Origin of the sequence: Streptomyces sp. NPDC001194 (assembly GCF_042896985.1) — a bacterium.
Taxonomy (GTDB): Bacteria; Actinomycetota; Actinomycetes; order Streptomycetales; family Streptomycetaceae; genus Streptomyces.
This window is the reverse complement of sequence record NZ_JBIAXU010000002.1, coordinates 206563-229949: the sequence shown is the minus strand read 5'-3', so window position 1 is coordinate 229949 and position 23387 is coordinate 206563. Positions and strand designations below refer to the sequence as shown.

At 73.1% G+C, this 23387-nt stretch carries 20 protein-coding genes and 3 tRNA genes; 12 read left to right on the top strand and 11 right to left on the bottom strand.

From position 1 onward, the window contains the following. Window positions 1-31: 31 nt before the first annotated feature. The 4 genes from ACFY1T_RS05750 to ACFY1T_RS05735 all read right to left on the bottom strand — a co-directional run bounded on the left by ACFY1T_RS05750 (window position 32) and on the right by ACFY1T_RS05735 (window position 1295). Window positions 32-625, bottom strand: coding sequence for a hypothetical protein (locus ACFY1T_RS05750; protein ID WP_390787106.1), 594 nt, complete (start codon window positions 623-625; stop codon window positions 32-34). A gap of 260 nt (window positions 626-885) precedes the next feature. Next, window positions 886-959, bottom strand: a tRNA-Ile gene (locus tag ACFY1T_RS05745). Window positions 960-1144: 185 nt separating this feature from the next. Beyond that, window positions 1145-1217 (bottom strand) — tRNA-Asn (locus tag ACFY1T_RS05740). Between the two features lie 5 nt (window positions 1218-1222). Beyond that, a tRNA-Asn gene (locus ACFY1T_RS05735) sits at window positions 1223-1295 on the bottom strand. A gap of 146 nt (window positions 1296-1441) precedes the next feature. Here ACFY1T_RS05735 and ACFY1T_RS05730 point away from each other — a divergent pair. The 4 genes from ACFY1T_RS05730 (at window position 1442) to ACFY1T_RS05715 (ending at window position 7085) form a co-directional block, all read left to right on the top strand. Next, a complete protein-coding gene (locus ACFY1T_RS05730; protein WP_030862641.1) occupies window positions 1442-1744 on the top strand; it encodes a hypothetical protein in 303 nt (100 codons plus the stop codon). A 73-nt stretch (window positions 1745-1817) separates the two neighbouring features. Further along, window positions 1818-3272, top strand: a complete 1455-nt coding sequence (locus ACFY1T_RS05725; protein WP_390787105.1) for an FGGY family carbohydrate kinase — start codon at window positions 1818-1820, stop codon at window positions 3270-3272. Between the two features lie 160 nt (window positions 3273-3432). Next, window positions 3433-5166, top strand: coding sequence for an ABC transporter ATP-binding protein (locus ACFY1T_RS05720; protein WP_390787104.1), 1734 nt, complete (start codon window positions 3433-3435; stop codon window positions 5164-5166). After that, entirely contained in the window at window positions 5163-7085 is a 1923-nt protein-coding gene (locus ACFY1T_RS05715; RefSeq protein WP_390787103.1) for an ABC transporter ATP-binding protein, read from the top strand. Before ACFY1T_RS05720 ends, ACFY1T_RS05715 begins: the two co-directional genes overlap by 4 nt. Window positions 7086-7164: 79 nt before the next feature. Here the strand turns inward: ACFY1T_RS05715 and ACFY1T_RS05710 are convergent, their stop codons facing one another. The 4 genes from ACFY1T_RS05710 to ACFY1T_RS05695 all read right to left on the bottom strand — a co-directional run bounded on the left by ACFY1T_RS05710 (window position 7165) and on the right by ACFY1T_RS05695 (window position 12248). Further along, entirely contained in the window at window positions 7165-8310 is a 1146-nt protein-coding gene (locus tag ACFY1T_RS05710; RefSeq protein WP_390787102.1) for an RNA polymerase sigma factor, read from the bottom strand. Between the two features lie 219 nt (window positions 8311-8529). Next, window positions 8530-10611, bottom strand: a complete 2082-nt coding sequence (locus ACFY1T_RS05705) for a molybdopterin oxidoreductase family protein (protein WP_390787101.1) — start codon at window positions 10609-10611, stop codon at window positions 8530-8532. 109 nt (window positions 10612-10720) lie between these two features. Beyond that, window positions 10721-11494 (bottom strand): glucose 1-dehydrogenase, encoded by a 774-nt coding sequence (locus ACFY1T_RS05700; RefSeq protein ID WP_390787100.1) that lies wholly within the window; start codon window positions 11492-11494, stop codon window positions 10721-10723. 58 nt (window positions 11495-11552) lie between these two features. Then, a complete protein-coding gene (locus tag ACFY1T_RS05695; protein WP_390787099.1) occupies window positions 11553-12248 on the bottom strand; it encodes a vancomycin high temperature exclusion protein in 696 nt (231 codons plus the stop codon). A 330-nt stretch (window positions 12249-12578) separates the two neighbouring features. Between ACFY1T_RS05695 and ACFY1T_RS05690 the strand changes: the two genes are divergently transcribed. The 4 genes from ACFY1T_RS05690 (at window position 12579) to dnaG (ending at window position 18064) form a co-directional block, all read left to right on the top strand. Next, window positions 12579-13316 (top strand): sirohydrochlorin chelatase, encoded by a 738-nt coding sequence (locus ACFY1T_RS05690; protein WP_390787098.1) that lies wholly within the window; start codon window positions 12579-12581, stop codon window positions 13314-13316. A 74-nt stretch (window positions 13317-13390) separates the two neighbouring features. Further along, on the top strand, window positions 13391-14731 hold the full coding sequence (locus tag ACFY1T_RS05685) for a deoxyguanosinetriphosphate triphosphohydrolase (RefSeq protein ID WP_390787424.1): 1341 nt from the start codon (window positions 13391-13393) through the stop codon (window positions 14729-14731). A 93-nt stretch (window positions 14732-14824) separates the two neighbouring features. Then, window positions 14825-16090, top strand: a complete 1266-nt coding sequence (locus tag ACFY1T_RS05680) for an NAD(P)/FAD-dependent oxidoreductase (protein ID WP_390787097.1) — start codon at window positions 14825-14827, stop codon at window positions 16088-16090. A 54-nt stretch (window positions 16091-16144) separates the two neighbouring features. Further along, entirely contained in the window at window positions 16145-18064 is a 1920-nt protein-coding gene (gene dnaG / locus ACFY1T_RS05675) for a DNA primase (protein WP_390787096.1), read from the top strand. A gap of 42 nt (window positions 18065-18106) precedes the next feature. Here the strand turns inward: dnaG and ACFY1T_RS05670 are convergent, their stop codons facing one another. Then, window positions 18107-18526, bottom strand: coding sequence for a gamma-glutamylcyclotransferase family protein (locus tag ACFY1T_RS05670; RefSeq protein WP_390787095.1), 420 nt, complete (start codon window positions 18524-18526; stop codon window positions 18107-18109). A gap of 212 nt (window positions 18527-18738) precedes the next feature. Here ACFY1T_RS05670 and ACFY1T_RS05665 point away from each other — a divergent pair, with 212 nt between their 5' ends. The 4 genes from ACFY1T_RS05665 (at window position 18739) to ACFY1T_RS05650 (ending at window position 22302) form a co-directional block, all read left to right on the top strand. Beyond that, the gene (locus ACFY1T_RS05665; RefSeq protein ID WP_390787094.1) at window positions 18739-19446 is read left to right on the top strand and encodes a hypothetical protein; all 708 of its coding nucleotides are present in this window, start codon (window positions 18739-18741) and stop codon (window positions 19444-19446) included. Then, entirely contained in the window at window positions 19443-20729 is a 1287-nt protein-coding gene (locus ACFY1T_RS05660; protein ID WP_390787093.1) for an ATP-binding protein, read from the top strand. Before ACFY1T_RS05665 ends, ACFY1T_RS05660 begins: the two co-directional genes overlap by 4 nt. 195 nt (window positions 20730-20924) lie before the next feature. Then, window positions 20925-21467, top strand: coding sequence for a hypothetical protein (locus tag ACFY1T_RS05655; protein ID WP_390787092.1), 543 nt, complete (start codon window positions 20925-20927; stop codon window positions 21465-21467). Window positions 21468-21621: 154 nt separating this feature from the next. Continuing rightward, a complete protein-coding gene (locus tag ACFY1T_RS05650) occupies window positions 21622-22302 on the top strand; it encodes a class F sortase (RefSeq protein ID WP_390787091.1) in 681 nt (226 codons plus the stop codon). Here the strand turns inward: ACFY1T_RS05650 and ACFY1T_RS05645 are convergent. Both ACFY1T_RS05645 and ACFY1T_RS05640 read right to left on the bottom strand, forming a co-directional pair. Beyond that, window positions 22274-23050 carry a TSUP family transporter gene (locus ACFY1T_RS05645; protein ID WP_030862587.1) on the bottom strand — a complete coding sequence of 259 codons (777 nt, stop codon included), beginning with the start codon at window positions 23048-23050 and terminating at the stop codon, window positions 22274-22276. The genes ACFY1T_RS05650 and ACFY1T_RS05645 overlap by 29 nt on opposite strands. A gap of 37 nt (window positions 23051-23087) precedes the next feature. Further along, window positions 23088-23387 (bottom strand): hypothetical protein, encoded by a 300-nt coding sequence (locus ACFY1T_RS05640; RefSeq protein ID WP_390787090.1) that lies wholly within the window; start codon window positions 23385-23387, stop codon window positions 23088-23090.

The window sequence follows — 23387 nt, the reverse complement described above, 5'->3', positions numbered from 1 at the left end:
TGTCCTTCATCGACGGGGCCGTCGAGAGCGGCTACCAGTCCTTGACGACGACGGCGGCTCCGGTGCTCAAGGTGAGGCTGGTGCCCAGGACCACGACGAGGGCGATCGTGGCGAGGACGCCGCCGGGGGCGTCGGGACGGGAGCCCAGACGGATCGGCACGTCGCCCTGCGGGTCCCGGGTGACTTGGACCGTCGTTCCGACGGCCGGCGCGTGGGCGCCCTTGAGTTCGAGACGGGACCTGCCGCCGCCGGGGAGCCTCAGGGCGATCGCCGTGACCTCGTCGTAGGTGCCGCCCATGGGGTCGGACGTACGGATCCACTGCGTCACCACGGCCTGTTCGGTCACGCCCTGATCGTGCATCCTCTGGTCCTGGCTCATGTCGGAGCGCAGGATGCACATCAGGATCCACGAGATGTTCAGGACCATCAGCACCAGTGCGAGAGGAGCTGCTTCCTTGACGAGGAACGGGAAGAGCGCCCAGTGGGTGGCGCCGATGGCGATGCACAGCAGGGCCGCCCACAGGCTCGGGCCCCCCTCCCACATGGCCCACCCGACGTAGTACATCCCCGCGGGAACCCCCACCAGGACCAGCGCAGCGCCGCCGAGCCGCGTCGCCTCAGCCATCACGAGCCCCTCCCGCTGCCGCCCCTGCACGAAGGACCAACCCCCCGCGGGCCGTACCCCTGGGGTACCCGGCACGGGCGGGAGGAAAGCGGGTTGAGGCCTGCCGGATCGCGCTCACCGGACGACGGCGCGGCACCTACCGGGGGCGTCGCGGGCCTGAGACGCGAAAGGCGACCCCGAGGGGCCGCCAGGGTCACCGAAGTGACTCGCGCCGCCAGCGAAGATGCTGGCCTGATCGTTTCTGCACACCTGGTGTGCGGTGGGGCGGGTGGGACTCGAACCCACGGCCGACGGATTATGAGTCCGCTGCTCTAACCGGCTGAGCTACCGCCCCTTCACGGCGTGGCGCGTACATGTGTGCGCGCCGTCTGCCGCAGCATAGCCGCTCATACGATCTCCTGCCTCGGATGCCTCGCATGATCGGCTTCGCCTGCTGAGGGAGACCGTCCTGAGGGCTGCCCGGTTCCAGAACCAGGGCAAAAAGAAAGAGGACCTCGCGTGAGGTCCTCTTCTTTCACGCTCCCCCGACTGGACTCGAACCAGTAACCTGCCGGTTAACAGCCGGCTGCTCTGCCAATTGAGCTACAGGGGACTGCGCTCCCCCGACTGGACTCGAACCAGTAACCTGCCGGTTAACAGCCGGCTGCTCTGCCAATTGAGCTACAGGGGATTGCTGCGGTGCACCGAACAGCCCACCTCCGGCCTAGCCGGAGGGGCGAGCGCCCGTTGCGAGTCATAGATTAGCGCAAGCAGGGGGGTGCTCCGCCAATCGGTATCGCCAGCGGGCCGGGCACCACACGACGAAGGGTGGCAGGCATGCGGTACAAGGTCACGTTCGTGGTCGGACTGGCCCTCGGCTACGTCCTCGGAACCCGCGCGGGACGCGAGCGCTACGAGCAGCTGAGGAAGTCGGCGCGCGGAGTCGCGCAGAACCCCGCGGTGCGCAATGCCGCCGAGAGCGCCGGTCAGACGGGGCGCGAGCTCGCCGGGAAGGCCTTCGCCGCCGTGAGCGACAAGGTCGGCGACGCGATGCCCGCCTCCCTGTCCGGGCGGGTACGGGGACTGCGCGACCGGGCGGGCGGCGGCTCCGAGGATGAATGGGGCACGAGCAACACCTGAACCACGGGAAGCGGGCGGGATCCGGCGCCTCCGGGCGGCGGATCCCGCCCGTGCGTGCGGCAGAATTCTCCGTATGGGGATAGTCGCCGGGCTGGACAGCTCTTCCGCCTTCACTCGCATCATCGTCTGTGACACCGATACGGGTGCGGTGCTGCGCCAGGGGTACGCCCCGCATCCGCAGCCCGCGGGCGATCCCGAGAGCGTCCACCCCCACGAGACCGACCCCCAGGCCTGGCTGCTCTCCCTCGGCGAGGCCGCCGGCGGCGGGCTCCTCGAAGGCGTGCAGGCCATAGGGGTCTCCGCGCAGCAGCACGGGCTGCTGCCCCTGGACCAGCAGGGCGCCCTCGTACGTCCGGCCCTGGTCGGCAACGACAAGCGCGGCCAGGTGGCCGCCGCGAACCTGATCGAGGCGCTCGGCGGCCGGCAGGCCTGGGCCGAGGCCGTCGGGTCCGTCCCGCACTCCGCCCAGCCGGTGGCGAAGCTGGCCTGGCTGGCCCGCACCGAGCCGGAGGCGGCCCGCCGGGTGGCCGTACTGATGTCCGCGCACGACTGGCTGGTCTGGCAGCTGCTGGGCCGGCCGGCCCGGCGGACCACCGACCGGGGCGGCGCCTCGGGCACCGGGTACTGGTCGCCGGCCACCGGTTCGTACCGCCCCGACCTGGTCGAGCTGGCGCTCGGCCACATGGCGCTGCTGCCCGAGGTGCTCGGGCCGGCCGAGGCCGCCGGGATGACACCGGAGGGGCTGCTGATCTCCGCCGGCACCGGGGAGACCATGGCCGCCGCGCTCGGGCTGGGCCTCGGCCCCGGTGACGCGGTGGTCTCGCTGGGCGCTTCCGGTTCGGTGATGGCCGTGCACCACGAGGCCCTCTCGGAGCCGGGCGGGCTGATCACCTCGCTGGCCGACGCCGGCGGCATGCACCTGCCGGTGGTGAACACCTCCAATGCCGTACGGGCGCTGCGCGGCACCGCCGAGCTGCTGGGCACCGATCTGGAGGGGCTGTCCGCGCTCGCGCTGAAGTCGACGCCGGGTGCGCACGGCCTCGTGCTCCTGCCGTACCTCGAAGGAGAGCGGACGCCGAACCTGCCGCACGCCGCCGGGACCCTGTCCGGGCTGCGGCGGGACTCGATGAAGCCGGAGCACCTGGCGCGGGCGGCGTTCGAGGGCATGCTGTGCGGGCTCGTCGACGCGCTCGACGTGCTGCGTTCGCGCGGGGTGGAGATCCGCCGGGTGTTCCTGCTGGGCGCGGCGGCCGAGCTGCCCGCCGTACAGGCCGCGGCCCCGGGGCTGTTCGGGACGCAGGTCGTCGTACCGGCTCCGGCCGACTACGCGGCCCTGGGCGCGGCGCGCCAGGCGGCGTGGGCGCTCGGGGTGCAGCAGGGCACGCTGTCCCCGCACACCCCGCCGGTGTGGCCGGGTCCGGCGGCGCAGGTCTTCGAGCCGGGCGAGGAGTACCCGGCCTGGCAGGCGGTGCGCCAGCAGTACGTCGCGACGCGGGAGCAGATCCACCCGGGGGCGTTCCAGGGCTGAGGGCGGCGCCCGTTCGGGACGCGGGACGTACTGCCGTCGCAGTAGGCCCGGCGGCCGGTCTACTCCTTTTGACCGGCCTTTGCGAAAACCGGTGGGGATCGGTCGTGCGGTGGCCGAAGATGGAGTGAACCCCCTCGATCTTGCCGACCGGAGCCTGCGCGTGCTCATACGACTTCTGCGGACCCATCTGAGTCCGTACCGGAAACCGATTGCCCTGCTGGTCCTGCTGCAACTGCTGCAGACCAGTGCGAGCCTCTACCTGCCCACGCTCAACGCCGACATCATCGACAACGGTGTCGTCAGCGGGGACACCGGCTACATCCTGCGCTTCGGCGCGCTGATGCTCGGCGTCTCCCTCGTCCAGCTCGTCTGCAACTGCGGCGCCGTCTACTTCGGCGCCCGTACCGCGGCCGCCGTCGGTCGCGACATCCGCGCGTCGGTCTTCGACCGGGTGCAGAGCTTCTCCGCGCGCGAGCTCGGCCAGTTCGGCGCGCCCTCGCTGATCACGCGCACGACGAACGACGTGCAGCAGATCCAGATGCTGGTCCTGATGACCTTCACGCTGATGGTCTCGGCGCCGATCATGTGCATCGGCGGCATCGCCATGGCGCTCTCGCTCGACGTGAAGCTGTCGGGCGTACTGCTGGCCGTGGTCCCCGTCCTCGGCCTGTCGGTCGGCGCCATCGTCCTGCGGACGCGGCCGCTGTTCCGGAAGATGCAGGTCCGCCTGGACACCGTGAACCGGGTGCTGCGCGAGCAGATCACCGGCAACCGAGTGATCCGCGCCTTCATCCGCGACGACTACGAGAAGGACCGGTTCCGGGAGGCCAACGCCGACCTGACCGGGGTCTCCCTCGCCGCCGGCAAGCTGCTCGCGCTGATGTTCCCGACCGTGATCGTGGTCGTGAACATCTCCAGCGTCGCCGTCATCTGGTTCGGCGCGATGCGCATCGACAGCGGCGGCATGGAGATCGGCCAGCTGACGGCCTTCCTCGCCTACCTGATGCAGATCGTCATGTCCGTGATGATGGCCACCTTCATGTTCATGATGGTGCCGCGCGCCGAGGTCTGCGCCGAGCGCGTCCAGGAGGTCCTGGACACCGAGTCGAGCGTGGTCCCGCCCGCCGACCCCGTGCGCAAGCTGCTCGTCCGCGGCCGGCTGGAGCTGCGCGGCGCCGACTTCCGCTACCCGGGGGCCGAGGCGCCGGTGCTGCGCGGGGTGGACCTGGTGGCCCGCCCCGGAGAGACCACCGCCGTCATCGGCTCCACCGGCAGCGGCAAGTCCACGCTGCTGGGCCTGGTCCCGCGGCTGTTCGACGCGACCGGCGGCGACGTTCTGGTCGACGGTGAGGACGTACGCCGCCTCGACCCGGAGCTGCTGGCCAAGACGGTCGGCATGGTCCCGCAGAAGCCGTACCTCTTCTCCGGAACGGTCGCCTCCAACCTGCGGTACGGGCGTCCCGACGCCACCGACGAGGAGCTGTGGCACGCGCTGGACGTGGCGCAGGCCAAGGGCTTCGTGTCCGAGCTGGAGGGCGGTCTGGACGCGCCCGTCACGCAGGGCGGAACGAACGTCTCCGGCGGCCAGCGACAGCGCCTGGCCATCGCCCGCACGCTGGTGCAGCGCCCGGAGATCTACCTGTTCGACGACTCCTTCTCCGCGCTCGACTACGCGACGGACGCGGCGCTGCGCGCGGCGCTCTCCCGCGAGACGGAGGAGGCGACGGTGGTCATCGTCGCCCAGCGGGTCTCCACGATCCGCGACGCCGACCGGATCATCGTGCTCGACGAGGGCCAGGTCGTGGGCGAGGGGCGCCACCACGAGCTGATGGCCGACAACGAGACCTACCGGGAGATCGTGCTCTCCCAGCTGACGGAGGCGGAGGCCGCATGAGCGGGCCCGGAGGACGGATGATGATGGGGCCGGCCGAGCGGTCCATGGATTTCAAGGGCTCGGGCAAGCGGCTGCTGAACCAGATCGCGCAGGACCGGGGCAGGCTGTGGGGCATGGTCGCCGCCGTCGTCGGCAGCGTCGCCTGCTCGGTCGTCGGTCCGAAGATCCTCGGCCAGGCGACCGACCTGGTGTTCGCGGGGATCGTCGGCCGGCAGATGCCGGCAGGGATCACCAAGGAACAGGCGCTGGACGGGTTGCGCGCCAAGGGCGAGGGCGGGATGGCGGACATGCTGTCCGGCACCGACTTCACCCCCGGCGAGGGCATCGACTTCGGCGCCGTCGGGGCCGTGGCGATCTGGGCGCTGATGGTCTTCACCCTCGCCGGCCTGCTGATGCTGGTCGCGACGCGGCTGTCGAACCACATCATGAACGGCACCGTGTACCGGCTGCGCGAGGAGCTGCAGGCGAAGCTCTCGCGGCTGCCGCTGTCGTACTTCGACCGGCAGAAGCGCGGCGAGGTGCTCAGCCGGGCCACCAACGACATCGACAACATCGGGCAGACGCTCCAGCAGACGATGGGCCAGCTGCTCAACTCGCTGCTGACGATCGTCGGCGTGCTGGCGATGATGTTCTGGATCTCCCCGCTGCTGGCGCTGGTCGCGCTGGTGACGATCCCGGTGTCGGTCTTCGTCGCGGCGAAGATCGGCAAGAAGTCGCAGCCGCAGTTCGTGGCGCAGTGGAAGTCGACGGGCGCGCTCAACGCGCACATCGAGGAGATGTACTCGGGCCACACCCTCGTCAAGGTCTTCGGTCGGCAGAAGGAGTCCGCGGCGGTCTTCGCCGAGCAGAACGAGGCGCTGTACCGGGCCTCGTTCAAGGCCCAGCTGGTCAGCGGGATCATGCAGCCGGTGATGTTCTTCATCTCGAACATCAACTACGTGCTGGTGGCGGTCGTCGGCGGTCTGCGGGTGGCCTCGGGCACGCTGTCGATCGGTGACGTGCAGGCCTTCATCCAGTACTCGCGCCAGTTCTCGATGCCGCTGACGCAGGTCGCGTCGATGGCGAACCTGGTGCAGTCCGGTGTGGCCTCGGCGGAGCGGGTGTACGAGCTGCTCGACGCCGAGGAGCAGGAGCCCGACGCGGAGGTTCCGGAGCGTCCGGAGCGGATCCGCGGCCAGGTCACGCTCGACAAGGTGGCCTTCCGCTACGAGCCGGACAAGCCGCTGATCGAGAACCTGTCGCTGACGGTCGAGCCCGGCCACACGGTCGCGATCGTCGGCCCGACGGGCGCCGGCAAGACCACGCTGGTGAACCTGCTGATGCGGTTCTACGAGGTCACGGGCGGCGAGATCGCCCTGGACGGGGTGGACATCGCGAAGATGACCCGCGAGGAACTGCGCGGCGCCATCGGCATGGTGCTCCAGGACACCTGGCTGTTCGGCGGCACCATCGCGGAGAACATCGCGTACGGCGCGGCGCGCGAGGTCACGCGCGCCGAGATCGAGGAGGCGGCGCGGGCCGCCCACGCGGACCGGTTCATCCGCACCCTGCCGGACGGCTACGACACCGTGCTGGACGACGAGGGCGCGGGCGTCAGCGCGGGCGAGAAGCAGCTGATCACCATTGCCCGGGCGTTCCTGTCGGACCCGGTGATCCTGGTGCTCGACGAGGCGACGAGCTCGGTGGACACCCGTACCGAGGTGCTGATCCAGAAGGCGATGGCGCGCCTCGCGCACGGCCGTACGTCCTTCGTGATCGCGCACCGGCTGTCCACGATCCGCGATGCCGACGTGATCCTGGTGATGGAGAACGGCTCGATCGTGGAGCAGGGCACGCACGGGGAGCTGCTGGAGGCGGAGGGCGCGTACGCGCGCCTGTACGCGGCGCAGTTCGCCCAGGCGGTGGCCGAGGTCGACTAGCGTCGAAGCCGCGGCTTGGTGTGGGGGTGCCCTCGGGACGGGGGCACCCCTTCTCCGTACCGGGCCCCTGCCTGCGCACTCAGTCCAGGTAGCCGCGGAGCTGGTCGGCGAAGGCGTGGTCGCGGAGCTTGTTGAGCGTCTTGGATTCGATCTGCCGGATCCGTTCGCGGGTCACGCCGAAGATCCGCCCGATCTCCTCCAGGGTGCGGGGCCTGCCGTCGGCCAGGCCGTAGCGCAGCTGCACGACCTTGCGCTCGCGCTCGCCGAGGGTGGACAGCACCGCTTCCAGGTGTTCGCGGAGCAGGAAGAAGGCGGCGGACTCCATGGGCGAGGCGGCGTCCCCGTCCTCGATCAGGTCGCCGAGGGCGACGTCGTCCTCCTCGCCGACCGGTGCGTGGAGGGAGACCGGCTCCTGGGCGAGGCGCAGCACCTCCAGTACCCGCTCGGGGGTCAGCTCCAGGTGGACGGCGACCTCTTCGGCGGTGGGCTCGTACCCGCGCTCCTGGAGCATGCGGCGCTGGACGCGTACGACCCGGTTGATCAGCTCGACGACGTGGACGGGCACGCGGATGGTGCGGGCCTGGTCGGCGAGGGCCCTCGACATCGCCTGCCGGATCCACCAGGTGGCGTAGGTGGAGAACTTGTAGCCGCGGGCGTAGTCGAACTTCTCGACGGCCCGGATGAGTCCGAGGTTCCCCTCCTGCACGAGGTCGAGCATGGTGAGCCCGCGGCCCACGTAGCGCTTCGCGACGGAGACGACGAGCCGCAGGTTCGACTCGATGAGGCGCCGCTTGGCCATCCGGCCCATGACGACGAGCTTGTCGAGGTCGAGGGCGAGCCGCAGGTCGAGGTCGGGGCTGTTGCCCAGTTTCTCCTCGGCGAACAGGCCGGCCTCGACGCGGCGCGCGAGCTCGACCTCCTCCGCGGCGGAGAGCAGCGGGATCCTGCCTATCTCGCGCAGGTACTGGCGGAACAGGTCGGCGGAAGGGCTCGCTCCGCCGGTGTCGGCGCGCCGGCGCGGCTCGGGCACCTGCTCGATGAGCTCCAGTGCCTCGGGCTCTTCGGGCTCCTCGTCCACTGCCTCGGCCTCGGGCTCTTCGCCCGTGGCGGCCTCGGTTTCTTGGACGGGCGGGCTCGCGTTGACGGTCAGGATCCGGGTCTGCACGGGGGCGACCTCCAGGGCTCCGAGGACGGGGGCACCGCACCTCAGTGTGGGGTACGACACATCACTGCCACGAGGGGCGTGCGTGCACTTTCTGAGTCCGGTGCGTGACCGGATGGTTACCCCCCGCCGGGAATCCCGATGCGGACCGGACGCATGTCCGAGAAGTTCGAGCCGTGCGGACGCCCGCCGGGTCGCGCCCCGGGGCGCTCGTGCCGGTGGACGCCGGACTGAGGTGGCCGGCGCTCGTGCCGGTCGGCGCCGGACCGAGGTGGCCGGGGCTCAGGCCGGCTCGACGCGGACCGCGCAGACCTTGAATTCCGGCATGCGGGAGACCGGGTCGAGGGCCGGGTTGGTCAGCGTGTTGGCGCGGCCTTCGCCCGGCCAGTGGAACGGCATGAAGACCGTGTCGGCGCGGATGGTGTCGGTGATGCGGGCCGGGGCCACGGCGCGGCCGCGGCGGGAGACGACCGCGAGCGGGGCGCCCTCGACCGCGCCGATACGGGTCGCGAGGCGCGGGTGGATCTCCACGAAGGGGCCGGGGGCGGCCGCGTTGAGCTCGTCCACGCGGCGGGTCTGGGCGCCCGACTGGTACTGGGAGACGACGCGGCCGGTGGTGAGCCAGACCGGGTACTCGGCGTCCGGGACCTCGGCCGCGTCACGGTGCGAGACGGGGGCGAAGCGGGCCCGGCCGTCGTCGGTGGCGAAGCGGTCGAGGAAGAGGCGCGGGGTGCCGGCGTGGGAGTCGTCCGGGCAGGGCCAGAAGACGCCCTGTTCGGCTTCGATGCGGGCGTAGGAGATGCCCGAGTAGTCCGCGGGTCCGCCGGCCGAGGCGCGGCGGAGCTCCTCGAAGACCTCCTCGGGGTCGGTCGGGAAGCCCTTCTCGATGCCGAGGCGGCCGGCCAGGCCGTGCAGGAGGTCCAGGTCGGTGCGCACGCCCGGCGGCGGGGTCAGGGCGCGGCGGCGCAGCAGGACGCGGCCCTCCAGGTTGGTGGTGGTGCCGGTCTCCTCCGCCCACTGGGCGACGGGCAGGACCACGTCCGCGAGGGCGGCCGTCTCGGAGAGGACCACGTCCGCCACCGCGAGGAAGTCCAGGGAGCGGATGCGGTCTTCGACGTGGGCGGCGCGGGGGGCGGAGACCACGGGGTTGGAGCCCATGAGGAGGAGGGCCTTCACCTCCGTGCCGAGGGCGTCGAGGAGTTCGTACGCGCTGCGGCCGGGCCCGGGCAGGCTGTCGGGGTCGACGCCCCAGACCCCGGCGACGTGCGCCCGCGCGGCGGGGTCGGTGAGCTTGCGGTAGCCGGGGAGCTGGTCGGCCTTCTGACCGTGCTCGCGGCCGCCCTGGCCGTTGCCCTGGCCGGTGAGGCAGCCGTACCCGGAGAGCGGCCGGCCGGCACGGCCGGTGGCCAGGCAGAGGTTGATCCACGCGCCCACGGTGTCGGTGCCCTTGGACTGCTGCTCGGGGCCGCGGGCGGTCAGGACCATCGCGGAGGACGGCGCGCAGAACAGGGCGACGGCCTCGCGGAGCCGGGGTACGGGCACGCCGGTGATCCGCTCCACCAGCTCCGGCCAGTGCGCCATGGCCGCGGCGCGGGCCTGCGTCCAGCCGGTGGTGCGCCCGGCGATGAACTCCTCGTCGGTGCGGCCCTCGGCGACGACCAGGTGCAGCAGGCCGAGGGCGAGGGCGAGGTCCGTCCCGGGGCGCGGGGCGAGGTGCAGGTCGGCCTGTTCGGCGGTGCGGGTCCGGCGCGGGTCGACGACGATCAGCGTGCCGCCGTTCGCCTTGAGTTCGGTGAGGTAGCGCAGGGCGGGCGGCATGGTCTCGGCCGGGTTCGAGCCGACGAGGATGACGCAGCCGGTCCGGGGGATGTCCTCCAGGGGGAAGGGGAGCCCGCGGTCCAGCCCGAAGGCCCGCTGGTGGGCGGCGGCGGCGGAGGACATGCAGAAGCGGCCGTTGTAGTCGATCTGCGAGGTCCGCAGGGCGACCCGGGCGAACTTGCCGAGCGCGTAGGCCTTCTCGTTGGTGAGCCCGCCGCCCCCGAACACCCCGACCGCGTCGGGTCCGTGCGCGCGGCCCGTGCGGGCGAGGCCCTCGGCGACGGCGTCGAGGGCCTCCTCCCAGGTGGCCGGCTCCAGCCGTCCGGTGGCGTGGGTGCGGACGAGCGGCCCGGTCAGGCGCACCCGGGAGGAGAGCACGGCGGGGGCGGTCCGCCCCTTGCCGCACAGCGCGCCCCGGTTCACGGGGAAGTCGGCCCGCTCCTCCACCACCACGCTCGTGCCGCCCGGCTCGGGGCGGAGGTTCATCCCGCATTGCAGCGCGCAGTACGGGCAGTGCGTGGCGGTGGCGGAATCCGGGGTGCGCATACGGCCCAGCCTGCGCCGCCGGTGTTACACCGGCCGCCGCCCCCGGTTACGCGCCCCGTACGACCACCTCAGCACGCCCGCCGCCGCCCGGTGAGGACGCGGACGGCCGCTACTGCTGCCCGGTGAGGTTCCGTATCGGCGGGCCTGCCGTCCAGCCGCCGTCCACGGCCAGTTCGGCGCCGGTCATGTACGCGGCGGCGTCGGAGAGGAGGAAGGCGACCGCCGCGGCCGTCTCCTCCGGAGCGCCGACGCGGCCCATCGGGGCGCCGGGGAAGAAGCCCTCGCCGGGACGGATCCCTATGGGGGCGGTCATCGGGGTCAGCGTCATGCCCGGGTGCACCGAGTTGACGCGGATCCCCGCCTCCGCGAGCTCGACCGCGCCGATCTTCGACAGGCCGCGCACCCCCCACTTGGAGGCCCCGTATCCGGCGGTGAGCGCCAGGCCCATGAGTCCGGCCGCGGAGGAGATGTTGACGATGGAGCCGCCGCCGTTCGCCCGGAGCAGCGGTATCGCGGTCTTGATGCCGATGAAGGTGCCGACCAGGTTGATCTCGACGACCTGCCGGAAGTGTTCGACGCTCTCGTGCTCCAGGAGCTGCCCGGTGGCTATGCCCGCGTTGTTCACGAGCCCGTCGATCCGGCCGAACTCGGCCACCGCGTGGTCGAGGGCGGCCTGCCAGTCGGCCTCGCTCGTGACGTCGTGCCGCAGGAACCGCGCCGCCCCGCCGAGCTTCGCGGCGGCCGCGGCGCCCTCCGCTTCCAGCACGTCGGTGATCAGTACGCGGCCGCCGCCGTCCACGACGGCCTGCGCGGCCGCCGCGCCCAGCCCGCGCGCTCCCCCGGTGATGACGACGGTCTTGCCGGTCAGATCCGCAACAGCCACGATCCCCACCCCTGACGGATTCACATATGACTAATCGGCATAACGGTATGACGGTACGTCAGTCTGCCAGAGCGGCCAGGACCCTCGACACCCCCTGCTCCTTCGGCCCCAGGAACCGCGGCTGCGGCTTGAAGGTCGCGTCCAGCGCCGCCTTGCCCGCCGCGAAGACCTCGCGCGTGCCGCCGTAGTACCAGGTCGCGTCGTGCTCGTCGTCCACCCCGACCCCGTACGCGTCCACACCCGCCGCCCCGCACAGCGCGACGGCCCGGCGTATGTGGAAGCCCTGGCTGATCAACACCGCCCGCTTCACCCCGAAGATCTCCTTGGCCCGGACGCACGAGTCCCACGTGTCGAACCCGGCGTAGTCGCTGACGACGCGCTCCCCCGGCACCCCGTGGGCCGTCAGGTACGTCCGCATCGCATCGGGCTCGTCGTACTCGGTGCGGCTGTTGTCCCCGGTGACGAGCACGACCTTGACCTTGCCCGTGCGGTACAGCTCCACCGCGGCGTCGAGCCGTCTGGCCAGATACGGGGTCGGCTTCCCGTTCCACAGCCCCGCCCCGAACACCACCGCCACCTCGGAGGCCGGCGCGTCGGCCGTGCTCCGCAGCCGGTCCGCGGCCGCCGCGTGCGTCCACGCCGAGGGCAGCAGGAACAGCACGCACCCGGCCACCACCGCCCGGACGGCCCGCCGCCGCCCCGCGACCGTTCCCGTCCAGCCCGGCAGCAGCTTCCGCTTCGGATTCCGCTTCATGGTCGATCCCCCCGTTGCACCACACCTCGTTCGCACACATTGACGATCCACGCCCGCGCCCCAGTTCCCCGCCGCCCGCCTTTCACTCGTACGAATGAGCGGGTGAGCACCCGGTAAACACCCGTCACCCCTGCGCAACGCCACCGACATCTGCGACCCGCAGGATCGGTTCATGACGGAGCTGGTGCACCCTCCCGAGTCCCTGTCCCTCCCCTTTCCCCCCGCCACCGCCGGCGAGCTGCTGACCCGGATCACCACCCAACTGGGCGCGCAGCTCAGCGGATTGCGCCCCTGGCGCCCGGCGGGGGGCCGGTCCGACGGAGCCCCCGCATGCAGCCCACCCTCGTCGCCGTCGCCCACGGCAGCCGCGACCCCCGCGCCCTCCTCACCGCCTCGGCCCTCCTCGACCGCATCCGCGAGCTCCGCCCCCGCCTCGACGTCCGGCTCGGCCACGTCGAGCTGAACCGGCCCCTGCTCGGCGAGACCCTGCGCGCCACCACCGGAGCGGCCGTGCTCGTCCCGCTGCTCCTCGGCCGCGGCCACCACGTCAAACGGGACCTCCCCGCGGCCGCCGCCCGCGCCGCCCACCTGGACACCCGCGTCGCCGCCCCGCTCGGCCCGCACCCCCTGCTCGTCGAGGCCCTGTACGAGCGGCTCCTGGAGGCCGGCCGGGCACCCGGCGCGGACACGGCCGTCGTCCTCGCCGCGGCGGGCTCCCGCGATCCCGACTCGGCGGCCGACACCCGCCGCACCGCCGCCCTGCTCTCCGAGCGCCTCGGCGGCGCGCCCGTCGTACCCGCCTACGCCTCCGCCGCCGCGCCCACCGTCCCCGACGCCGTCCGCGCCCTCGCCGCCCGCGGCCACCACCGGATCGCGGTGGCCTCGTACTTCACCGCCCCCGGCCGCTTCGCCGCGCAGTGCGCCGCCGCCGCGCCCGGCCCGGCGGCCGCCCCCCTCGGCGACCACCCGGCCCTGGCCCGCCTCGTGCTCCGGCGCTACGACGAGGCCCTGGCCCGGGAGCTCGCCCCCCTGCCCGCCGCGGCCCCGCTGAAACTGGCCATCGCATAAAGACCCCGTTGACGCGGATTGCTCAGATTGGTCGCATTGTCGGTGTTCCCGGTTACCGTCTGAGCATGGAAGGCATGGAACGCACCGGCAACGCACCCGTCCCGCACCCCGACCCGGACGCCCCTGGCGCCCCGTACGACGCGTCCGACACCGAGCGCTGGGCCGCCGAGCCCGACAAACGCCCCGGCCGGACCGCCTTCCAGCGCGACCGGGCCCGCGTGCTGCACTCCGCCGCGCTGCGCCGCCTCGCCGGCAAGACCCAGGTGGTCACCCCGGGCAGCCGCTCGTACGACTGGGACGCCAGCCCCCGTACCCGCCTGACGCACTCCCTGGAGTGCGCCCAGGTCGGCCGCGAGCTGGGCGCGGCCCTCGGCTGCGATCCGGACCTGGTCGAGGCGGCCTGCCTCTCGCACGACATGGGCCACCCGCCCTTCGGGCACAACGGCGAGGAGGCGCTGAACGAGTTCGCCAAGGACTGCGGCGGCTTCGAGGGCAACGCCCAGTCGCTGCGGCTGCTGACCCGTCTGGAGCCGAAGCGGTTCGTGCCCGACCCGGCCACCGGCGAGCCCGCGAGCGTCGGCCTCAACCTCACCCGTGCCTGCCTGGACGCCGCCACCAAGTACCCCTGGGGCCGAGGCGGCCATCCCACCGACCCCGACTCGGTCAAGTTCGGCGCGTACGACGACGACCTGCCGGTCTTCGAGTGGCTGCGGCGCGGGGCGCCCGCGGACCGCAAGTGCTTCGAGGCCCAGGTGATGGACTGGTCGGACGACGTGGCGTACTCCGTCCACGACTTCGAGGACGGGCTGCACGCCGGGCACCTCGACCCCAACCTCCTCTTCGCCGAGCCCGAGCGCACGGCCATCTGGCGGGTCGCGATCGGCCGGTACGTGCCGGCCGACACGGAGCCGGAGGAGCTGCGCGAGGCGCTCGACCGGCTGATGGAGCAGGAGTGGTGGCCGCACGGGTACGACGGGTCGGCCGTCGCCCAGGCCCGCCTCAAGGACGCCACCAGTCAGCTGATCGGCCGGTTCTGCCTGGCCGCCGAGGGCGCCACCCGCGAGGCGTACGGCTCCGGGCGGCTGACCCGGTACGCGGCCGAGCTGGTCGTCCCGCGCGAGGCGCGCAACGAGTGCGCGGTCCTCAAGGCCGTGGCCGACCTGTACGTGATGCAGCGCGACGAGCAGGAACGGCTGCGCGCCGACCAGCGCATCGTCCTGGCCGAACTCGCCGAGGCCCTCAGCGCCCGGGCGCCCGAGGGCCTGGACCCGCAGTTCCGGGCGATCTTCGACGCCGCGCCCGACGACAGGGCGCGCAAACGCGCGGTCATCGACCAGATCGCGGCGCTCACGGACGCCTCCGCGCGCTCCCTGCACGCCCGGCTCACACGGCGCACGCGCCGCCCTGTCGGGTGAGCCGATCGGGCCATTCCCCCTTCACGCGGCAGGCTCAGTGCGGGACGCTCGCATGTGGTCGCATGTGGCGGAGAGGTTATGAGGAGGCATCAGGTGGTCGACGCACACCGGACATTCGTCATCGTCGGCGCGGGGCTCGCCGGGGCCAAGGCGGCGGAGACGCTGAGGTCCGAGGGGTTCACGGGGCGGGTGATCCTGGTCGGCGACGAGCGCGACCACCCCTACGAACGGCCCCCGCTGTCCAAGGGGTACCTCCAGGGCAAGGAGGAGCGCGACAGCGTCTTCGTCCACGAGCCGTCCTGGTACGCGAAGGCCGACATCGAGCTGCACCTCGGCCAGCCCGCCGTCCAGCTCGACCGGGAGGCCCGCAAGGTCGTCCTCGGTGACGGCACGGCGCTGCACTACGACAAGCTGCTGCTGGCCACCGGGGCCGAGCCGCGCCGCCTGGACATCCCGGGCACGGGGCTGGCCGGCGTGCACCACCTGCGCCGGCTCGCCCACGCCGAGCGGCTGAAGGGCGTACTGGCCACCCTCGGCCGGGACAACGGCCACCTGCTGATCGCGGGCGCGGGGTGGATCGGCCTGGAGGTCGCCGCCGCGGCCCGCGGGTACGGGGCCGAGGTCACCGTGGTCGAGCCGCTGGCGACCCCGCTGCACGCGGTGCTCGGCCCGGAGATCGGCCGGCTCTTCGGCGACCTGCACGCGGAGCACGGGGTCCGCTTCCACTTCGGCGCGCGGCTCACCGAGATCGTCGGGCACGACGGCATGGTGCTCGCGGCCCGGACCGACGACGGGGAGGAGCACCCGGCGCACGCCGTGCTCTCCGCGATCGGGGCGGCTCCGCGCACCGCGCTCGCCGAGACCTCCGGGCTGGCCCTGGTCGACCGGCAGCACGGCGGTGGCATCGCCGTGGACGCCTCGCTGCGCACCAGCGATCCGAACGTGTTCGCCGTCGGGGACGTGGCCGCGGCGCACCACCCTCTGCTCGGCACCCGGCTGCGGGTGGAGCACTGGGCGAACGCGCTCAACGGCGGCCCGGCCGCGGCGCGGGCGATGCTGGGCCAGGAGGTCTCGTACGACCGGGTGCCGTACTTCTTCTCCGACCAGTACGACGTGGGCCTGGAGTACTCGGGGTACGCCCCGGCGGGCGGCTACGACCAGGTGCTGATCCGCGGCGACGTGGCCAAGCGGGAGTTCATCGCGTTCTGGCTGTCGGACGGGCGGGTGCTGGCCGGGATGAACGTGAATGTGTGGGATGTCACCGAGCACATCCAGGCTCTGATCCGGTCGAAGGCGCCGGTCAACCGCGAGGCGCTCGCGGACCCGTCGGTTCCGCTGGACTCCCTGGTGGAGGGGTAGGGGGTGCGCAGGGGGCCTGACGGGATTGTGGGCGCCCGGCCGTAGACTTCACGGGTGGCAGGACGGATCAACGACGACGATGTGAAGGCGGTACGGGACGCGGTCCCGATCGACGCCGTGGTCTCCGACTACCTCCAGCTGCGCAACGCGGGCGGCGGCAACCTCAAGGGCCTCTGCCCCTTCCACGACGAGAAGTCCCCGTCCTTCCAGGTCAGCCCCAGCAAGGGTCTCTACCACTGCTTCGGCTGCCAGGCGGGCGGGGACACCCTCGACTTCATCATGAAGATCGACCACCTGTCGTTCTCGGAGGCCGTCGAGCGCCTCGCCGGGCAGGCCGGCATCACCCTCCGGTACGAGGAGGGCGGCTACACCGCCGGCACCAGCGGCCGCGGAGAGCGCATCCGGCTCGTCGAGGCCCACAAGGCGGCCGCCCAGTTCTACGTGGAGCAGCTGGGCAGCGCCGAGGCGGAGATCGGCCGCAGGTTCCTGGCCGAGCGCGGCTTCGACCAGGCCGCCGCCGAGCACTTCAGCGTCGGGTACAGCCCGGCGGGCTGGGACCACCTGACCCGATTCCTGCGCGGCAAGGGCTTCAGCGACAAGGAGCTGATCACCTCCGGCCTGGCCCAGGACAGCCGCAGCGGCAAGCCCATCGACCGCTTCCGCGGCCGCCTGATGTGGCCGATCCGCGACATCAGCGGCGAGGTCGTCGGTTTCGGCGCGCGCAAGCTGCGCGACGACGACAACGGGCCGAAGTACCTGAACACCCCCGAGACGGCGATCTACAAGAAGTCCCAGGTCCTGTACGGCATCGACCTGGCGAAGAAGGAGATCGCGAAGACCTCGCGGGCCGTGGTGGTCGAGGGCTACACGGACGTGATGGCCTGCCACATGGCGGGGGTCACGACCGCGATCGCGACCTGTGGCACCGCCTTCGGCGGGGACCACATCAAGATCCTGCGCCGGCTGCTGATGGACAACGCGACCGCCGAGGTGATCTTCACCTTCGACGGGGACGCGGCCGGCCAGAAGGCCGCGCTCCGCGCCTTCGAGGACGACCAGAAGTTCGCCGCCGAAACCTCCATCACCATCGCCCCCGGCGGCATGGACCCCTGCGACCTGCGCCTGGCGCAGGGTGACGCGGCGGTGTCCGGACTGGTCGAGGCCCGTACCCCGCTGTTCGAGTTCGCGCTGCGGCACATCGTGGCCCGGCACAACCTGGAGAACCCGGCGGGCCGCGCGGCCGCGCTGGACGAGGCGGCCCCGGTCGTCGCCAACATCAAGAACATCGCGATCCAGCACGAGTCGGCGGTCCAGCTGGCGGGGATGCTCGGCATCCGCGACGAGCAGTTCGTCGTCAAGCGGGTCGCACAGCTGGCGCGCTGGGCGCGCGAGCGCGGCAACCAGCCCGGAGGGCAGCAGCAGGGCCGCGGCCGGCCGTCGCAGACCTCCTCGTACGAGGCGGCCCCGGCGGCAAGCGCCCCCGCGGGCGGCGGGCCGGCGCTGAACCTGCGCAGCCCCGCGCACCGCACCGAGCGCGAGCTGCTCAAGCTGGCGCTCCAGCGGCCGGCCCTGGTCTCCCCGGCCTTCGACGCGTACGGGGTCGACGAGTTCACCGCCCCGCCCTACGCGGCGGTCCGCGAGGCCATCCAGGCCGCGGGCGGCGCCTCCCTCGGCACCGACGACTACCTGGCCCGGGTCCGCGACGCCGCGCCGAACGACACGGTCCGCGCGCTGGTCACCGAGCTGGCGGTGGAGGCCATCCACGCCAAGACGGTGGACGAGGTCTACGCCGGGGTCCAGCTGGTCCAGGTCCGGCTGCGCGCGGTCGACCGCCGGGTCCACGAGATCCAGGGCACGATGTCGCGCCTGGGCACCCAGGCCCCGCCGGAGCAGTTGGCGGCGGTCCAGGAGGAGCTCTGGGTCCTCCAGCAGTACGGGCAGCGCCTGCGCAACCGCGGCGCCGAGGGCCTGTGACACCGCGGGGCGGGATCCGCGGGAGCCGGCCCACCTCCGCGCCTACCTCCGTCTGAACCAGTCGCCGCCCGGTATCTCGGTGCCGGACTCGCGCAGTCGGCGGGCCATCAGCGGGGCCGCGAGGTAGACCCAGGCAGCGGTCCGGGTGCCGTCCGGGCGGACCGCGCTCCGGCACACCCGGTCGTAGACGTTCAGCGGGCGGTCGGGGCCGTGGTACTCCTCCAGCCGGTCCAGCTCGGCCAGCAGCCTCCCGTACGCGCCGGGCGCCGCGGTGATCAGCTCGCCGACGATCTCCGACCCCGGGTGCTGGACGGCGTACGGGTAGCCGGGGCCGTCGTACAGGAGGGCGTCCGGGAGCCGGGCGGGCTTCTCGGCGGCCGTGCGGCCCCGCAGGAACAGGTCGTGGTTGACCTCTCCCGGGCGCAGCGTCCCGTACACGAAGAACGGGAGCTCGCCGCTCATCCGGCCTTCACCTGCGCCGGCTGCTGCGGCCGATCGGCTGATGTCACGGGGCCCTCCCTCGGGTACGGCGGACAGCGCACGGTCCGGGACCTTGGTCCCGATTCTGCCTGCGCCCCTCCACCGTACGCACCGCTGTTACACAACCTCCCGGTGCCCGTGATCGTCGCCGTCTACCGTCGGATCGTCCTGCCTCAGAACCCTTTTGGCTCCTCATGAAGCGACCCGCCCGCCCCCTCGCCGCCGTCCTCGTGTGCACCGCCGTCTGCGCGCTCGCCGTCGGCGGCTGCTCCGCACCCGGAGGGCTGGGAGCCGGCGAGCCCGCGCCGCCCGTGTCGGCCCAGCCGCGGCCCGAGTCGCTCTGGCCGCAGTGGACCGACCACTCCGTCTCCGGGCCCGGAAAACCGGTCGGCACCCGGGAGCCCCCGCCGCAACCGCTGGAGAACGCGCCCGAGGTGGGGCCCGGCGGGCTGCCGGCGGTGAACGTGCAGGACGTCGTACGCGCCGACAAGCAGATGAAGGCGTTCGCGGCGAAGGGCTGGATCGACGCGCCCGGCAAGGTCGGCCTGCGCCCCGCCGTCTTCCGCGACCTCACGGGCGACGGGAGTCAGGAGCTGATCGTCGCCGCCGACGCGGAGACGGGGCGCACGGCGCTGACCGTGTACACCGCGGACGGGACCCGGATCGTCCCCGTCCTCTTCACCGTCGGCCGCCGCCTCGCCGTCGAGACCATCGGCGGCGACCTGCTGCTGCGCACCGCCGCCGACGACGGCTCCGAGCAGGCCGTCCGCTATCACTGGGACGGCGAGCGGATGCGGGTCGTCAGCGACGAGCGGCGCTACAGCAAGTCCCTGCCGGGCTGCGAAAGCGACCGGCCCCCGCAGCCGAGGCGCACCGACAAGTACGGCCAGGTGTGCGAGTGAAGCCCGCCCTGATCCGCTGCCGCCACCTCCTGCGGGCCCTCGGCCTGCGCTGGAAGATCTCCATCCTGCTCGCGGTCGGCTGCTCGCTGGTCGCGGTGACGATCGGCGCACTGATCCACGAGGCGCGGGCCCGGCAGGTGGGCGACGCGGCCCGGGAGGGCGCGCTCGCGCAGCTCGTCCGGGTGCGCCAGGTGTACGAGCTCACGGGGCGGCTGGACGAGGACAAGGTCGGCGAGGCCGAGGCGTGGATCGACTGCCCGGGGCTGCCGGGGCCGCTGCGCCGGGCCGCCCTGGCGGGGCAGCGCACCACCTACCTCGACCTGTCCGGGCCGGATCCGGCGGTGTGGGCGGCGCGCCCGGTCGGCGGGGACCACGTGCTGTCCGTACGGCGGTCGCTGACCGGGGAGCAGGCCGAACTGGTGGAGCTGGACCGGCAGCTGGTGGCTTCCGGGGCCGGGGTCGTGACGCTCGCGGCGATCGGCGGCGCGCTGATGGCGAGCCGGCTGAGCAAGGACCTGCGGAGGGCGGCGGAGACGGCCCGCCGGATCAGCGAGGGCGAACTGGACGCGCGGATCGGGGCGTCGGGCGCACCGGGGACCCGCAACGAGGTCGCCGAGCTGTCCTCGGCCGTCGACACGATGGCGGCCAGTCTCCAGCAGCGGCTGGAGGCCGAGCAGCGGTTCACGGCGGACGTGGCGCACGAGCTGCGGACGCCGCTCACGGGGCTGCACACCGCGGCGGAACTGCTGCCGGCGGGGCGGCCGACGGAGCTGGTCCGGGACCGGGTCGCGGCGCTGCGGACGCTGACCGAGGACCTGCTGGAGGTGGCGCGCCTGGACGCGCGCCGGGAGGAGGCGCAGCTGGGGGCGCACGCGCTGGGTCCGCTGGTCGCGACGATCACGCGGCGGTCGGGGGTGGCGGCGGAGGTGGTCGGCGCGGAGGACGGGTCGCAGGCCGGGGCGATGGTCCGTACGGATGCCCGGCGCCTGGAGCGGATCCTGACGAACCTGCTGGTCAATGCCCGTCGGCACGGCGGGGGGCCGGTCACGGTGACGGTGTGCGGGAACGCGGTGACGGTACGGGACCGCGGTCCGGGTTTCCCGGTGAAGCTGCTGCGGGAGGGGCCTCAGCGCTTCCTGACGGGTGCGGCCGAGCGGGGGCAGGGGACGGGGCTGGGCCTGACGATCGCGTTCGGCCAGGCCCGGGTGATCGGGGCCCGGGTGACCCTGTCGAACCCGGCTCCGGCGGGCGCGGCGGCGACGGTGACTCTGCCCGCGGCGTGAGCGGGGGCGGGGCCTGCCGCCCGGGCCGGGGGTCCCGGCTCACCCGGACGGCGTGCTGCGCCCCAACGACCGAAGGTGGGGGCGTGACCTGCGGAAACGGCGGCCGGCCCAGCCGATCTGACGGAACATCAGCAGGCGCGCCGCGGCCGGGCCGGGTTTGCTCGGGAACACGACCCCGTGTCTCCAGGAGCCCTCATGCGCCGACGCACCGCCCACGTGCTCACCGCCACCGCGCTGACCGCCGCCGCGTTCACGGGCCCGGTCGCCGGGGCGGTCGCCGCCGCGGAGCTCGGCACGGCGGGCTTCGCACCCGGCGACTTCGCGAAGCTCGAAGTTTGGCCGAAAACAGCCGCTCCCGGGGCCAGTGTCACCGTGAACACCACCGCCTGCGGCACGGGCAGCCACGCCGACGGCGATGCCACCACGGTCGGCGGCGGCCGTTTCAAATTGGTCCCCGGTACCCACAAAGAGGTGGTCGTCGGGCAGTTCCAGATCGCCCGCGGAATTCACCCGGGCACTTACAACATCGGCGCGACCTGCGCCGATGGCAAATTCGCCACCGGCGACCTGGTCGTCACCGAACGCGGCCCCAAGGGCCACGTCCGCACCGGGGCGGGTGGTGCGACGACCAGCACCGTCGACCCCACCAAGATCACGGCGGGAGCGGCCGTGCTGGCCGCGGCCGCCGTCGGCGGTACCTGGTTCCTGCGTCGCCGGGCGAGCGGCACGCGGAGCTGACGGGCGCCCACCGCGGCTGCGGCCGCGGTCCGACCGGTACCGTCCCCCGTCGCCCGCCCCGCGAGGTCCCCCCGTTCGCGGGGCCGGGCGACGGCCTGCCTCACGCAGCACGGAACACGGAACACGGACCGGATCACACTGTCAGGGGGCACCCATGGGCAGAGGCCAGGCCGGACGCGGCGGGCTCGTCGCGGTCGCCGCCTGCGTCGGCGTCTGGCTCGTCTGCAGCGGCTCCGGCCAGTCGACCGGCCCTCCGCTGCCCTCCCCCGCCGACGCGCTCGGCACGCGGGCGCGCTATCCCGGCAGCATCGACCCGCTCCCCGGCTCCCCGCCCACCCGGATCCGGATCCCGTCCATCCGGGTGGACGCCCCGCTGACCGGGCTGGGGCTCGGCCCCGACGACGGCATCGAGGTGCCGCCGCCCGCCCGCCACGATCTGGCGGGCTGGTACCGGGACGGCACCACCCCCGGCGCGGCCGGCACCGCCGTCGTCGTCGGCCACGTAGACGACGCCACGGGCCCGGCGGTCTTCTACCACCTGGGTGCGCTGCACCGCGGAGCCTCGATCGAGGTGCCGCGCGCGGACGGGCGTACGGCCGTGTTCACCGTCCACGCGGTCGAGGTGTACGGGGCCGACCACTTCCCCGACTCCCGCGTGTACGGGCCCTCGCCGCGCGCGGAGCTCCGCGTGATCACCTGCGGCGGGGGATTCTCGCCGCGAACCGGCTACCAGGGCAACGTGGTCGTCTTCGCCCACCTCACCGGCACGTATCAGGGAGCGTCCGGCGACACGGCCGGGCGGCCCGTCAGCCCCACTGCTCCAGACCGAGCTTGACCACGAGCGCCGCGACCACCGTCAGCAGCACGCCGCGTACGAACCCGCTGCCCTTCTTCAGGGCCATCCGCGCACCGACCATGCCTCCGGCCAGGTTGAACGCCGCCATCAGCGCGGCCAGCTGCCACAGCACCATGCCCTGGTAGGCGAACATCGCGAGCGCCCCGGCGTTCGTGCAGCAGTTGACGATCTTGGCGGTCGCGGAGGCGGTGACCAGGTCGAGGTGGAGCAGCGCGGTCAGGGCGAGCACCAGGAAGGTGCCGGTGCCGGGCCCGATGAGCCCGTCGTAGAAGCCGATGCCGAGGCCGGCGAGCCCGATGGCCAGCAGCACCCGCTGCCGGCTGACGGGCGCGGTCGAGGGGGCGGTGCCGAAGCCGGGCTTGAAGATCACGATGCCCGCGACGACCACGAGCACGCCCATGATGAGCGGGCGCATGGTGTCCTTGCTGATCCCGCCCGCCAGCGCGGCGCCGCCCATGGATCCGGCGAGCGCCGCGATGCCGATCCGGACGGCGAGCTTCACGTCCACCGGCGCCTTGCGCGCGTACGTCACCGCGGCGCCCGCGGTGCCGACGATGGCCACGGCCTTGTTGGTGCCGAGCACCGCGGCGGGGTGCGCGTTCGGCAGGCCGAGGAGCAGGGCGGGCAGGAGCAGCAGGCCGCCGCCGCCCACCACCGCGTCGATCCACCCGGCCGCGGCGGCGGCCACGCACAGGACGATGATCATGGTCGTTGATATGTCAGGCACGACCATGACCCTATGGAGCCGATGGGTGCAGCAACCATCAGTCTCCGGAAACTTGCGCAAAGGTTGAGCTTTGCCGGGCCGGCACCCGGTCCGGGGCCACCGGCGCGGCCGGATCCACGGTCGCCGTCAGCGCCGTCGCGGCCAGCACACTGGCCAGCCCGAGCCCGGCCGCGAGCCGCCGCGCGGGCGGTACGGCGGCCAGCGCGGCCGCGCCCGCCCGCACGGCGGAGGACCGCCGGGGCTTGCGGTGCCGGTTCGCGGGTACGGGCACGGGCTCGGGCGCGGAGGTGGGACCCCCGACCGGTACGGACAGGGGGACGTGCAGCGGATGGCGCAT

Coding starts and splice junctions, on each gene's coding strand:
- ACFY1T_RS05715 (WP_390787103.1), top strand. CDS start 5,163: ATGAGCGGGCCCGGAGGACGGATGATGATGGGGCCGGCCGAGCGGTCC.
- ACFY1T_RS05730 (WP_030862641.1), top strand. CDS start 1,442: ATGCGGTACAAGGTCACGTTCGTGGTCGGACTGGCCCTCGGCTACGTC.
- ACFY1T_RS05690 (WP_390787098.1), top strand. CDS start 12,579: ATGCAGCCCACCCTCGTCGCCGTCGCCCACGGCAGCCGCGACCCCCGC.
- ACFY1T_RS05685 (WP_390787424.1), top strand. CDS start 13,391: ATGGAACGCACCGGCAACGCACCCGTCCCGCACCCCGACCCGGACGCC.
- ACFY1T_RS05670 (WP_390787095.1), bottom strand. CDS start 18,526: ATGAGCGGCGAGCTCCCGTTCTTCGTGTACGGGACGCTGCGCCCGGGA.
- ACFY1T_RS05725 (WP_390787105.1), top strand. CDS start 1,818: ATGGGGATAGTCGCCGGGCTGGACAGCTCTTCCGCCTTCACTCGCATC.
- ACFY1T_RS05705 (WP_390787101.1), bottom strand. CDS start 10,611: ATGCGCACCCCGGATTCCGCCACCGCCACGCACTGCCCGTACTGCGCG.
- ACFY1T_RS05665 (WP_390787094.1), top strand. CDS start 18,739: ATGAAGCGACCCGCCCGCCCCCTCGCCGCCGTCCTCGTGTGCACCGCC.
- ACFY1T_RS05640 (WP_390787090.1), bottom strand. CDS start 23,387: ATGCGCCATCCGCTGCACGTCCCCCTGTCCGTACCGGTCGGGGGTCCC.
- ACFY1T_RS05655 (WP_390787092.1), top strand. CDS start 20,925: ATGCGCCGACGCACCGCCCACGTGCTCACCGCCACCGCGCTGACCGCC.
- ACFY1T_RS05650 (WP_390787091.1), top strand. CDS start 21,622: ATGGGCAGAGGCCAGGCCGGACGCGGCGGGCTCGTCGCGGTCGCCGCC.
- ACFY1T_RS05750 (WP_390787106.1), bottom strand. CDS start 625: ATGGCTGAGGCGACGCGGCTCGGCGGCGCTGCGCTGGTCCTGGTGGGG.
- ACFY1T_RS05695 (WP_390787099.1), bottom strand. CDS start 12,248: ATGAAGCGGAATCCGAAGCGGAAGCTGCTGCCGGGCTGGACGGGAACG.